This is a genomic window from Acinetobacter sp. Brlt_5 (genome assembly GCF_051949055.1).
GTDB classification, from domain to species: domain Bacteria; phylum Pseudomonadota; class Gammaproteobacteria; order Pseudomonadales; family Moraxellaceae; genus Acinetobacter; species Acinetobacter indicus.
In genome coordinates, this window is record NZ_JAYJLP010000014.1 from 19,070 (window position 1) to 32,328 (window position 13,259).

Consider the following 13,259-nt stretch of genomic DNA (forward strand, 5'->3'; position numbering starts at 1 on the left):
GAATGTGTCTAAAAATGGGCTCGATTTTGAAATTTGAAAATATAAATCAGAATGATATTTCGAGCACCCAATCGCACCTAGAGTCACAGGACGCATCATTGTGTTCCGAGTACTTGGCAATGGCGACCGACAAGGTACAATCGTTGAGTAAGACGAATAGGAAGCGATATGCTGCAACTCTGAAACTATGTGACCATGACCTTGCAAGAGCATAGTGAAACGGGAATGGAATTTTATCAATATTGTCAGCAAGAGTTTGATGCTGAGCTAAGTAAATTCAAAACAAAATTAGGTAAGAAAAAATCAGCTTTAAAATATCATTCAAAATATATAACAGTAGATGAATTTTTTGAAGATAGAGAAAAATATAAAGTAGAAATAATAAATTCTATTCAATTAAACAAATTTAAATTTGATCCTCTCACTCCAATTTTTCTTCCAAAAGATAAAGACAGTTACCGTATGGTATGTGTGCCTTCAGTAAAGGATAGATTGATTCAGAATTTATTTATGTCTTATTTAAAAGAGGTTCATTCAAATCAATATAAGAGATTTGCTACCAATGATTTTTCTTTAAAAGGTAATGGTGGTGTAAAGGCTGCACATGACAAATTAATAAATTTAAGAAAGAAATATAAATACGCATTAAAAACAGATATTTCCTCATTCTTTGATGAGTTAAATAGGCAAACTATTTTACATTTATTTAAAACAAAAATAGCAATTCCAAATCTCGATAATTTTTTCAAAGAGATGATCAATGCTGATCCAAATTATAAATTTCTTCAAGCAACATCAGAAGATCAATTCAAAAAATTTTCTGAAATTTTAAAAGTTAAAAAAGGTAAAGGAATTAGACAGGGCATGCCAATAGCTTCTTTGCTGGCTTCATTTTATTTACAAGATTTTGAAGCAATATTAGCAAAAGAAAATATAAATTATATTCGATATGCAGATGATCTTGTGGTATTTGCTAATAAAAGAGAGGAAATTAAAAAATACTTTGATCTTATAAGGGCCGAATTATTAAAAATACAATTACATATACCTGATATTGGAGTAGGCAAATCAGAAATTTATACTCAATCTCAAACTTTGATATTCTTAGCACTTGAGCTTAAGAAAATTAATAATGAATATAGATTATTTATTCCTCATAAAGCATTTACTGAGTTAAATAAAAAAGTTATAGAACTACAAGGCTATAAAAAGAATATAAAAGCTAATTTAAACTTTTATAAGACCTGCCAAAAAATGGATCAGATTTGTAATGGTTATCTAGTTTGTTATGAGTTTACTGCTAATTTAGATGACTTTAAAAAATTTGTAGAAGAAAGAAAAACATTTGTTTATAAGAGATTACTTGCTCCTTTAGGAATTGATTACACTAAACTTTCCTCTGAAAAGAAAAAATATTTTTTTAATGAATAAAAAACCAGGCAATTTTGCCCGGTTTTTTAGATTCAAGGAATCTTATTTTTCAACGAATGCACGTTCAATCACGTAATCACCTAAAACGCCCATACGTGGTGATTCTTTTAAGCCGTGTTGATCAAGCAGCGCAGCAACATCATCCAGGAAGGCTGGGCTACCACACAGCATCGCGCGGTCAGTTTCCGGGTTAAAACGTGGTAAACCGATTTTCTCGAACAATTGACCAGATTCAATTGCAGTGGTGACACGACCTTGAGTATGGAAATCTTCACGTGTTACCGTTGGATAATAAACCAGTTTTTCTTTCGCGCCCAGTTCCGAGAAGAATTCGTGGTTTGGAATTTCGTTCAGAATCAGGTCCTGATACGCCAGTTCAGAAATATAACGTGTACCATGAACAACAATGATTTTTTCAAAACGTTCATAGGTTTCCGGATCACGAATCACCGACAGGAACGGTGCAAGACCGGTACCTGAAGACAGCAGGTATAAGTTTTTACCCGGATTTAAGTCATCGAGTACCAGAGTTCCGGTTGGTTTGCGAGAAACCAGCAGTTCATCGCCCACTTTAACTTTTTGCAAAATCGAGGTTAATGGACCATCTGGCACTTTAATCGAGAAGAATTCCAGCTCTTCTTCATAGTTGGCACTTGCAATCGAATATGCACGCATCAAAGGCTTACCATTCACTTCAAGACCGATCATTACAAATTGACCGTTTTTAAAACGCAGTGCAGTGTCACGAGTCGTTTTAAAAGAGAATAAAGTGTCATTCCAGTGGTGGACGTGAGTAATCTTTTCGACGTTAAAAGCAGCCATTAAAGGTCTCAATAAATTATCAAATTAGAACAGGTTGCTATTCTAATCTAAATTCATACTCGATAAACTGAATATATTTAATTGAGCTTATCAAAAAAAGTGATTATGACTGATCTGACCTTGCCCATTATCGGGATTATGAAATCTCCTTATAAAGAAAAGTTTGGCATCCCGCGGCAGCCGAATCTGGTTCAGGTCGAATCCTATATTGACATGCTGGAACCTTATAACGATTTGCTGGCCTTTGAGGGCATTGAAGCATTTAGTCATTTGTGGTTGCTGTGGCAATTTCATGACAATAAAAACCAGCAGCAGACAAAATTCCGTGCTCAGGTGCGGCCGCCGCGTTTGGGTGGTAACCAGAAAATTGGAGTATTTGCGACACGCAGTATGTACCGGCCGTCACCGGTGGGCTTGTCAGTGGTGCAATTAAAACAGGTGAAAAAAGTCGGCAAGGCAGTACGGGTTTATGTGACCGGGAGTGATTTACTCGATGGTACACCGATTTTAGATATCAAGCCTTATATCCAGTATTCTGATGCGGTCATGGAGGCGCAAAGTGGCTATGCGCAGGATGAGCCTGAACGTAAACAGGTGGTGTGGACAGAGCAGGCCGCTGTACAAAAACAGCAATTGTTGCAGCAGCATAAAATTAGCGCGCAGATGCTGAGTGAGCTGGAACAGGTGTTGTCTTTAGACCCGCGTCCGGCTTATCAGGAGGATGAAACCCGGCTCTATAAAATGCACTTTGCCAATATTGATGTCGGATTTCTAGTACAGCCAGATCAGGTGCTGATTCAGATGTTAGCGCTTAAGCCGGCTTAAACATAAAATAAGCCATCGCAATCAGCACCGCCATATGCAGAATTTGGGCCGGTGCAAAATACAAGGCAAAGCGTGGTCCGCCAATTAAAAAGGCATTCACGCATTTGGCCAGTGCATGTGCACCCAGACCCAAAATCAGCGCATAAAACAGGGTTAAATTGCTGGGCGAGCCTTGGGTAATTACCGCGGCAGCGGCAGCGTGAATTTCAAATAAGGATGCCAGGAAGGTTCCGGCAATTAAACCGGTGCTGCCCAGTGCCTGATCCAGTCCGTAGACCATGGCTTGAATCAGGGTGAGCGTGACCACAATAATCGCGGCCTCTTTGAGGCTAAACATGCGGCTATCGGCTTCTTTGGCTTTTTGCTGTGAGCCGGTATTTTTTCTGAGCAGCCAGTAACCCACCGCCACCAGAATCATAATCGCCACTGCACTCGGTACCACAAATACCTTAAACCAGGACAGATTAATCCCCACAATAATAATCAGAATCTGCAACAGTGTCGCCACGCAGGACATGAGCGCCGCGCCCGCATTAATCTGGGCATCGCCGCGGCCGGAACGCACTTCCATGCCTAAACTGGCAATGGTGGCGGTACTGGACACAAAGCCGGACGCAATTGAGGATAGCATCAGTGCATTATTGGTGGACAGCAGGCGCTTGGCGATATGCGCCAAAGCCTGTACCGATAAAATCAGAATCAGCAGTTTTAAAATCACATAAGGATTGAGCACATTGCCCCATAAGGGGGTATCTGGCGTCAAAGGCAGGGCAATCAGAACCAGTGCCAGCAGGAACAGACCATCACGCAGCTCTGCTTCGGTAATCCATTTGCTGACAATGCCGTGCATCAGGTGTTTGGTCATGAGCAGACCGGTTAAAATAACCGCCAGACCAGCCGCCAACGGAATATTCCACAAACAGAGCGCGCCAATAAAATAGGTCATAATAAAGGCCAGTTCGGTGGTCGCACCCGGGTCTTCAACCTGATTTTTAAGCGAAAACAGCCCAACTCCGCCAATAATCACGGCCCCGACAATACCAAAAACTGGCCCTAGCAAAAAGCAGATCGCACCGAGCAAGGCACACACGGCAAAGGTGCGCACCCCGGCAAAATGATGGTTGGCTTCATTGTGCTTGCTGCGTTCACGTTCCAGACCAATTAACAGGCCACAGCCAAGTGCGGCTGCAAGCATAGTCATCAGCTCCTGAAAAGAGGTACTCAAGATTGAAGGGGCAGTTAAAAATTCCATCTTTATATCCCGCGGCAGTGGGGCGACGTCTCCATCATATAATTGATTCTGTGAAGATTGCTATGCGGAACTGTATGTTTAATTTGCAGGAGCTGCGCTTGATGCGTATCTGCATCAGATTTTCCAGTGGCAAAGGCAGGCGGGAAAAATAAACTCTGCTATAGTGTGCTGATGTTGGGGGAACAAAAACAATGAATTTTAATTTTGAAATTGATACCACCTGGTGTTTAGAGCAATTATTAAAAGATGGCCGGATCAGCGAACGCGATAAAATGCTGGTACAGACCACGCATCGCCAGCGTGAGCAGCTGAAATGGCATCCGTTGCAATGGATTGCGCATTTTAACCTGACCGATCAGCAACATCCCCAAACCACATTGACACTGAACCGTTTATGTCAGTGGCTGGCAGAAAAGACCGAGCTGCCTTTTTATGTGATTGATCCGTTAAAGGCCGATGTGGCCGCTTTAACCGCGGTGATGTCCCAGGAATTTGCCCTGCGCAATAAAATTCTGGCGGTAGAGATTCAGCCCGATGCGGTGTTCATTGCCACCGATCAGCCGTTTATGACCGATTGGGTCGCCAATTTAGAACACAGTTTATTGCCGCGTAAAATCCAGCGCGTTCTGCTGAGTCCAGAGCAGTTACAGCGTTATCTGGTAGAATATTATCAGGTCAGTCGTGCGGTCAGTGGTTCACAAAAAGCCGCAGCACATGACCGTGAAAATAAAGGTGTCGAAGCCTTATTACAGCTGGGCGATACCCAAAACCCCGATGCCAATGACCAGCATATTGTTAAACTGGTGGACTGGGTGCTGCAGTTTGCTTTTGAACAGGGTGCCAGTGATATTCATCTGGAGCCACGTAAAGACAAGGGGAAAATCCGTTTCCGGATTGATGGCGTACTACATACCATTTATAACATGCCGGCCAATACCTTAACTGCGGTCATTTCACGGATTAAAATTCTCGGTCGCATGAATGTGGCAGAAAAACGCAAACCCCAAGATGGTCGTTTAAAAACCCGTACTCCCAAAGGTCAGGAAACCGAATTACGTTTATCAACCTTACCGACCGCATTTGGTGAAAAACTGGTGATGCGTATTTTTGACCCGGAAGTGCTGGTACGCAGTTTCCAGCAGCTCGGTTTTGAAGAACGTTTATTACAGGGCTGGCAAAGTCTGACCAGTCATAGTCATGGTATTATTCTGGTCACGGGGCCGACCGGCTCCGGTAAAACCACTACGCTGTATTCATCACTGAAGCAGCTGGCCACCGATGAAGTCAATGTCTGTACCATTGAAGATCCGATTGAAATGATTGAGCCGAGCTTTAACCAGATGCAGGTCAATCAGGGCATTGAGCTGGGCTTTGCCGATGGTGTACGCGCGCTGATGCGTCAGGACCCGGATATTATTATGGTTGGGGAGATTCGTGATCAGGATACGGCCAATATGGCCATTCAGGCGGCATTAACCGGTCACCTGGTGTTATCGACCTTGCATACCAATGATGCGCCGTCCAGTCTGACCCGTTTGCATGATTTAGGTGTGCAGCCTTTTTTAACTGCGGCCACCATTCTGGGGGTATTGGCGCAGCGTCTGGTGCGCAAGCTGTGTCCGCATTGCAAACAAGAAGGCATGATTAATGCCAATGAATGGGAACATCTGACGTTTGACTATGTCATGGAGATGCCGGAAAAAGTCTATAAGCCGGTGGGCTGTGAAGCCTGCCGTCAGACCGGCTATAAAGGCCGGATCGGGATTTATGAGTTTATGCCGCTGAGTCTGGACACCAAACAACTGATTGGTGCCAATGCTGATCTGACTCAGTTACGCCAGCAGGCCAAAAAAGAAGGCATCGAGCCACTACGGATTGCCGGGGCGCGTAAAGTCATGGCCGGTATTACCACCTTGGAAGAAGTACTGCGGGTGGTACCGTTAAACTAAAACCCAAAAAAGTGAAAAATTTTTGAATATGAGGAAATCTTAAGATTCAGCTCATCTTGCTTTGTTTTAATGACTACATCGAAACGAACAACACTGAATGAGGAAAGACAGATGAACCTATTTTCAAAAGCACTTTTAACTGCAGGTCTAGTGGGCGCAACTACATTTGCTGTTGCAGATACCGCAGTGAACCAGTCTGCACTGGCGCAAGCAACCACGGTGAAACAGGCGTTAACCATGAAAGATGACAGCAATGTTCAGCTGAAAGGTTATATCGTAAAAGCCATTGGTGATGAAAAATACCAGTTCCGCGACAGCACTGGCACCATCACAGTAGATATTGATGATGACCTGTGGAATGGTAAAGCGATTTCTGCCAAAACTCCAGTGGTGATTACCGGTGAAGTGGACATCGATTATAAACCATCTAAACGTGTTGAAATTGATGTCGAGCAGGTTCGTTTCTAAGCCGACCTTTTAATCAGATTGATTGCAGCTCCACGCAAAACCACATGCTCCATGCATGTGGTTTTTTTGAATCTTGTGAAAAATCAGGCATGATGTAAAAAAGGCTAGAGTAGAACCAATGCGTATTTTACTGGCAGAAGATGACGCCTCTCAGGCAGAAAGTATTAAAACCTGGCTGGAAATGGACGGTTATAACGTCGATTGGGTCGAGCGTGGCAATCATGCCATTTTGGCCATTGAGCAGCATCACTATGATTGTGTGCTGCTGGATCGTGGCCTGCCGGGCAATACCGGCGATGAAATTCTGACCGCTTTGCGCCGCAAACAGTTGGATACCCCAGTGATTTTTATTACCGCCAAAGACAGCATTCAGGACCGGGTCGATGGACTGGATTTAGGCGCCAATGACTATCTGGTCAAGCCTTTTAGTCTGGAAGAACTGTCAGCACGGGTGCGCAGCCAGTTACGTACCCGGCAGACCCAGCCCGATCATCAGATCCGTTTTGCCAATTTGCTGTTAGATACTCAAGCCAAAACCTTAACCCAAGATGGCCACGCGGTGAATTTAACCGCCAAGGAATTCCAGATTCTGTATAAATTAATGCAAAAGCCCGAGCATATCGTAACCCGGGAACAGCTGGAAGAATCGCTGTATGCCTGGGGTGATGAAATTGAAAGCAATGCCATTGAAGTGTTTATTTATCAGCTGCGTAAAAAAATTGGCAGCCATTTAATTAAAACCATTCGCGGTTTGGGCTATCGCATGCAGCAGGAACAGGCGTAAATGAAGCAAACGGGTGCGGTTTCTTTACAGAAAACCCTGGTCAAAACCTCGGTACTGAGTTCGATGATTGCCGGCCTGCTGGCACTGGTGCTGCTGTTTGCCGTGTCAATTTATCAGACCATGCAGCTGCAAGATGAAATTATGGATGAAGCGGCCGATATGCTGTTATTGCAGGATATTAGCAGTGGCGCTGGCGAGCAGGTTGATGAACTCACTGAACAGTTCAAGATGCATTATCAGCTGCGACTGGGTCAGCAGACCTTGACCGAAACGGAAGATTTTCCCTTAGCACCAGCTACAATCACACAGCAGGAAGAGGGGTTTTCCTTTGTCTGGGCGGATCAGCGTTTATGGCGTGTTTATGTGGCCAGTGATGATGATTTAAGCGTACTGATGACCCAGAAAATGAATGTGCGTTTCCAGGAAATCTGGGCCACAGGTCTGGGCTATGCCGCGATTTTAATTTTATTGTGGCTGATTCAATGGGGCATTGTACATTTTGCTATTCGTAAACAGTTCCGCTCTTTACAGGCTTTGTCTGCGCAAATTGCGCAAAAGCATGTGCAGGACCTGAGTCCGGTACAAAGTACCCAGCCAGAATTACTGGAATTACAGCCGATGGTGCAGCAGTTAAACCGTTTGCTTAGCCGGCTGGAACATTCTTTAGAAGCCGAGCAGCGTTTTACTTCTGACGCCTCACATGAACTGCGTTCGCCGCTTTCTGCCATTCAAATGCGCTTGCAGGTGTTAAAACGCAAATATCAGGATCAGCCGCAATTAGCGGAAGATCTGGCCCAGATTCAGCGCGATGTCAACCGCGGCACTCAGGTATTGGAGAATCTGCTGTTACTGGCGCGTTTAGACCCGGCACATCTGCAAGACTTGCCTATAACCGAGGTTGATTTACAAAAGCTGGTGCTGGATGTGCTCGAGGCCTTGGCACCGTTTAGTCTGGAAAAACAGATTAAACCGCGCTTGCAGCTACAACCGGCGATCATTCAGGCCAATCCGGAATTGCTATATACCTGTATCCGTAACCTGATCGACAATGCCATCCGCTATGCCACGCAACAGGGTGAGGTGGTGGTCAGTATCAATGGTGATGCTGAACAGGTGCAGCTGTGTATTGAAAATAATGGTCAACAGATCAGTGATGAGGTGTTACAGCGTTTGGGTGAGCGTTTTTATCGGGCGTTGGGCACACAAACCCAGGGCAGTGGTCTTGGCATTTCGATCTGTAAAAAGATTATCAGCCTGCATCAGGGCCAATTGCAGTTTAGCCGTTCAGCTTTAGGCGGTTTACTGGTGGAACTGAGTTTGCCCGGTGTGAAGCAAAAATAACAAAATCGAAAATAACAACATTGAGTTCAATCTTGAGATACGCATGGGCAGTTAAAAAGCAGTATGCGCTGATTCATACTGCTGCTTCCCACGATTATTATTATTCAGATGTTGTTCTTATTTGGTGAGAATAAGGCGATTATTACGGGTAAGGCGTAGGCGGTATTCTTCTCCGGCATGCATGATGCGAATTTCACGACCGAGAGCAAACAGGTTATTAGAATGTAACATTGGTAAGGCATGCTGTTGATCTGCATTACGGCTAAACAGGCTAAATGGTGCGTTCATTCCTTCGACTCCGTGGTGTATGTTGAACGATATAAATGATAATCATTATCAAATATATCTGTCAACGCTTGATTTGGGGAATTTATAAAAAGTATAAATTTGCTTACACTTGCTCATATTTCAAAAACAGGACGTTTCATGTCAAAGCCACATCTACATATCGCGATTGGGATTTTATTGCATCAGACCCAGGTCCTGGTCGGCTGGCGCGAGGCCAAACAGCATCAGGGCAATAAGCACGAATTTCCCGGTGGTAAGGTAGAACAGCATGAAACGCCGGTGCAGGCCTGTCGCCGTGAAGTGCGCGAAGAAGTAGGCATTGACCTGACCCAGTGGTATGAGTTTGATTTTATCCGGCATGAATATGAAGATGTGATTGTCAATTTGCATGTGTTCCATGCCTTTGTGCCGGCGGCGTTGCTCTCAGACATCCAGCAACCGTGGACCTGGTATAAACGGCAGGATTTGGCTCGTTTGAATTTCCCGCAAGCCAACCAGCGTATGCTGCAACGCCTCTACTGGCCTGAATGTATCAAAATTAGTGAAGACTTAAACTGTCTGGATACCCCGGATACCCAGCAACTGCTGTACTGGCGTGTCGCACCCGCACCGGAACGCAGTATTGAACTGGCTGAGCAGAATATTGGCTGTTTAAAATCATTAATTGTTAATCTGGAACTGTGGAAGCAGCTGAATAGCGTGCAGCAGGTCTCGGTCGCTGCCATCCATTTAAAGCAGCAACAATGTCTGCAATTGCACAAGGGCAGCCTGCAGGCCGGTCAGCGTTATATTGCTGCCTGTCATGATCTGGAATCGTTACAACATGCGCAGAATATTGGCTGTGATGCTGCAATTTTAAGTCCGGTGCTGCCAACAGCTAGCCATCCGGATACTCCGGCATTAGGCTGGGCACAATTTCAGAACTGGGCCAAACAGGTCGATATTCCGGTGTTTGCCTTAGGCGGGATGCATCGGCAGGACTTGGCGCAGGCCCAGCAACACCATGCCTATGGTATTGCTGGGATCCGCTTTATGGATGCGTTGGATAGCGCTTCAGCCTAAAGTTGTTTCAGCGCTTGCTGTGCCTGTTGCACGGTACGGCTATTGTTTTGTAGCTGGCCGGCTTTTTGAATAATCAGCCATAATTGGCGTTTCATCGCCGGTGTTTGTGCATAGCTCAGACCACGGCGGGCCAGGGCTTCTGCATTTTTCGGCTGTTTTTTCTGGTTCGCCACCAGCCCTAAATACATATAGGTTTCAGCCGATTGCGGTGCCAGACGCTGTGCCTGTAAGGCGGCAGCTTCGGCACGCGGCCATTGTCCCTGACGATAAGCCGTCTGGGTCTGCTGCATCAGTTTCTTAAACGCTGGTAAAGAGCGGCCATCTTCAAAACGCTGCTGTACTTTTTGTTCAGGAACCACGACCTGTAATTTCTTGCGCTGAATTTCTTCCTGTTCATAAGGATGAATCACCACGCCGGTGGGTGTGCGAATGGTTTTTCGTTCAGTCGTTTTTTCTTGGTCCGGTTGCGGTGCCGGCTTGGATTCCGGCAGGCTTTGACAGCCCACCAGTCCAGCCAGTCCCATCCCCAAGATCAGATATTTCAAGGTCATTTAATTAAGGGTCCACTTATTGCGTATAACTGCCGCTTGAAATGATGCGTGCATCATTTTCGGAAAGTTGTCTTTCCATCTCGGCTTCACTTTCCTGGATATAATTCTCGATACTGTCACTGCTTTCAGGTACAGCTTGGTAATATTCGGTATCCGGATTGTAAACCGGCTCAACCTGATAATGCGGTAAACCACAGGCGGTGGCCTGACGCGGCACATGATTACGATAAATCGGAATATACATCGCACCGGCACAGCCTTGAGCCGACAAGTGACCAGAGTCACGGTCAATCCAGTGCCACTGCACGCTGTCCGGCTGGCGCAGATTTACCGGCTTCTGGCGCAGTTGACGCATCACGTTACTCCACACCGGCAGGGCACCCGATGAACCTGTCAAACCGGTGACTTTGTTATCATCCAGCCCTAACCAGACCACACTTAAATAGTTGCCCGAATAACCGGCAAACCAGGAGTCGCGGGTATCGTTGGTGGTGCCCGATTTACCGGCCAGTTTTAAATCGCTGGACAGGCTGTTATAGGCTGCACGTCCGGTTCCTGCACTCATTACCTGTTGCAGGCCATAATTCAGCATATAGGCCGCAGACGGTTCAATGGTCTGCTGTACCGACAGGCCATAACGTTCGAGCAGACGACCATTAGAATCGACCACCGCGCGAATGGCTTTGGTTGGATACTGGAACCCACCGGTGGCAAAGTTGCCATAAATATTCATCACCTGCATAGGCGATAAATCGACTGCGCCTAGATAAATGGACGGATACTGTGGAATATTTTCGCTGCTGACGCCAAATTTAATCAGATGGTTACGGAAGGTTGATAGACCAAATTCCTGACCTAAACGTACCGCCGACAGGTTATAGGAATTGGCCAGCGCTTGCGCCATCGGGACCACGCCATGTTCGCTGCCGCTGTAATTACGTGGTGTCCAGGACTTGCCGGCAGATGGAATACTGATTTCGGTATCCTGTACCGGACTGGCCCAGTTATAGCGACCCGATTCCAGCGCGCTTAAATAGATGACTGGCTTCAATAGCGAGCCGACCTGACGTTTGGCATCCAGCGCACGGTTAAAGCCGGTAAAGTCTTGGGTAGAGCCGACTGCAGCCACCAGTTCACCATTTTCAGGATGGGACACCAGCACCGCACCTTGCAAATCTTTTAAACGGCGCGGATTGGCATTGGCCAGACGGTTTACTGATTCTTTAAATGCACTTTGTACCTTGGTCTGTGCAATTGGGTCTAAAGTGGTAAAAATCCGTAGTCCCTGATTGGTCAGATCACCTTCTTGATATTCAGCACGTAACTGACGGCGCACAATGTCCAGAAAATCTGGGAAGCGGGCAGGGCCCATGGTCGGTTTGGCAATCACATTTAACGGACGCGCGGTTTCGGTTTCATACTGTTCCTGAGTTAGATAACCCATCACCAGCATATTGTTCAATACAATATTGCGGCGTTTTTCGGCCGCTTCCGGATTACGCCATGGATTATATAAAGACGGTCCCTGTACCAGACCAACCAGAAAAGCCTGCTGGGCAATATTCAGTTCACGCAGCGGCAGACCAAAATAGAACTGTGAGGCCAGACCATAACCATTAATAGAATAGTTACCGTTTTGACCCAGGTTCACTTCATTTAAATAGGCTTCCAGAATTTCATCTTTGTTATAATGCAGCTCAATTAGCATCGCCATCAGCGCTTCATTGGCTTTACGCTTTAATGTACGTTCCGGGGTCAGATAAAAGTTTTTTACCAGTTGCTGGGTCAGGGTCGAACCGCCCTGACGTTTCCCGCCGGTAATATTGCTGACAATGGCACGCGCAGTCCCACGAATCGACACGCCATGATGCAGATAGAAATTACGGTCTTCGGTGGCAATTAAGGCTTCAATTAACGGTTTTGGCACCCGGTTCAGTTTAATTAGCACCCGGTCTTCATTGTGCTGCGGATAAATCCCGCCAATCAGCATTGGCTCTAAACGGGCAATACCGGTAGTCGATGGTTTGGTTGCACTGACTTCAGCAATCTGGTTATTGGCAAAGCTGACTTTGAGCACCTGTTCCGGTTCAACACTTTCACCAAAATCGAAGCCGCGGGTATGTACAAACAAGGTATCACCCGCATCGACATAGCTGCCGGTTTTGTTATAGCTTTCTGCGCTTTTATAGCCTAAAAGTTTTAATTCCTGCACGAAATCGGCTTTATTGAGCGGTGCATTGGTATAGATTTCCAGCGGACGAGCAAAGACCTTGGCTGGAATGTCCCAGCGCTGTCCTTCAAATTTATCTCTAACAATATTATCTAATCGAATCAGGTAGATACTTAATGCCAGAAATGCCCCAATCACCAGTATACAAAATAGAAGTGCAATAATACCTATGCCACGTTCAGACTTCATAAATCGCAATAAAACCCTAAGAAATTAGGCTAATCATGCGAAGCTTTTACATAATTTGCAATATTTA

General features: G+C 45.6%; 12 protein-coding genes. 7 read left to right on the plus strand and 5 right to left on the minus strand.

Features of this window, described 5'->3' with window-relative positions; genetic code table 11:
- Nucleotides 1-195: 195 nt before the first annotated feature.
- The gene (locus tag VF685_RS10245; protein WP_286385165.1) at nt 196-1,431 is read left to right on the plus strand and encodes a reverse transcriptase domain-containing protein; all 1,236 of its coding nucleotides are present in this window, start codon (nt 196-198) and stop codon (nt 1,429-1,431) included.
- Between the two features lie 42 nt (nt 1,432-1,473).
- Here the strand turns inward: VF685_RS10245 and VF685_RS10250 are convergent, their stop codons facing one another.
- Nucleotides 1,474-2,253, minus strand: a complete 780-nt coding sequence (locus VF685_RS10250; RefSeq protein WP_005179053.1) for a ferredoxin--NADP reductase — start codon at nt 2,251-2,253, stop codon at nt 1,474-1,476.
- A gap of 105 nt (nt 2,254-2,358) precedes the next feature.
- On the opposite strand from VF685_RS10250, the gene tsaA reads away from it, so the two are divergent.
- A complete protein-coding gene (gene tsaA, locus VF685_RS10255) occupies nt 2,359-3,078 on the plus strand; it encodes a tRNA (N6-threonylcarbamoyladenosine(37)-N6)-methyltransferase TrmO (protein ID WP_005179050.1) in 720 nt (239 codons plus the stop codon).
- Here the strand turns inward: tsaA and VF685_RS10260 are convergent.
- Nucleotides 3,065-4,330: an MgtC/SapB family protein gene (locus VF685_RS10260; RefSeq protein ID WP_035363234.1), complete on the minus strand. Its 1,266-nt coding sequence runs from the start codon at nt 4,328-4,330 to the stop codon at nt 3,065-3,067. The two genes, tsaA and VF685_RS10260, sit on opposite strands and share 14 nt — an antisense overlap.
- Before the next feature lie 191 nt (nt 4,331-4,521).
- Between VF685_RS10260 and VF685_RS10265 the strand changes: the two genes are divergently transcribed.
- From VF685_RS10265 to VF685_RS10280, 4 genes are all read left to right on the plus strand, one after another.
- Entirely contained in the window at nt 4,522-6,279 is a 1,758-nt protein-coding gene (locus tag VF685_RS10265; RefSeq protein ID WP_104988409.1) for a GspE/PulE family protein, read from the plus strand.
- Nucleotides 6,280-6,390: 111 nt separating this feature from the next.
- Entirely contained in the window at nt 6,391-6,747 is a 357-nt protein-coding gene (locus tag VF685_RS10270) for a NirD/YgiW/YdeI family stress tolerance protein (protein WP_005179042.1), read from the plus strand.
- A gap of 118 nt (nt 6,748-6,865) precedes the next feature.
- A complete protein-coding gene (locus VF685_RS10275) occupies nt 6,866-7,531 on the plus strand; it encodes a response regulator transcription factor (RefSeq protein ID WP_016659177.1) in 666 nt (221 codons plus the stop codon).
- The gene (locus VF685_RS10280; protein ID WP_163141644.1) at nt 7,532-8,872 is read left to right on the plus strand and encodes a sensor histidine kinase; all 1,341 of its coding nucleotides are present in this window, start codon (nt 7,532-7,534) and stop codon (nt 8,870-8,872) included.
- Between the two features lie 117 nt (nt 8,873-8,989).
- Here the strand turns inward: VF685_RS10280 and hemP are convergent, their stop codons facing one another.
- Nucleotides 8,990-9,160, minus strand: a complete 171-nt coding sequence (gene hemP, locus VF685_RS10285) for a hemin uptake protein HemP (protein WP_016659175.1) — start codon at nt 9,158-9,160, stop codon at nt 8,990-8,992.
- 138 nt (nt 9,161-9,298) lie between these two features.
- Here hemP and VF685_RS10290 point away from each other — a divergent pair, with 138 nt between their 5' ends.
- Nucleotides 9,299-10,222 carry a thiamine phosphate synthase gene (locus VF685_RS10290; RefSeq protein WP_168405739.1) on the plus strand — a complete coding sequence of 308 codons (924 nt, stop codon included), beginning with the start codon at nt 9,299-9,301 and terminating at the stop codon, nt 10,220-10,222.
- Here the strand turns inward: VF685_RS10290 and VF685_RS10295 are convergent.
- Both VF685_RS10295 and mrcB read right to left on the minus strand, forming a co-directional pair.
- The gene (locus VF685_RS10295; RefSeq protein WP_180074294.1) at nt 10,219-10,773 is read right to left on the minus strand and encodes a tetratricopeptide repeat protein; all 555 of its coding nucleotides are present in this window, start codon (nt 10,771-10,773) and stop codon (nt 10,219-10,221) included. The two genes, VF685_RS10290 and VF685_RS10295, sit on opposite strands and share 4 nt — an antisense overlap.
- A gap of 16 nt (nt 10,774-10,789) precedes the next feature.
- Complete coding sequence (gene mrcB, locus VF685_RS10300) at nt 10,790-13,192, minus strand: penicillin-binding protein 1B (RefSeq protein ID WP_286385166.1); 2,403 nt, start codon at nt 13,190-13,192, stop codon at nt 10,790-10,792.
- Between the last annotated feature and the right edge of the window lie 67 nt (nt 13,193-13,259).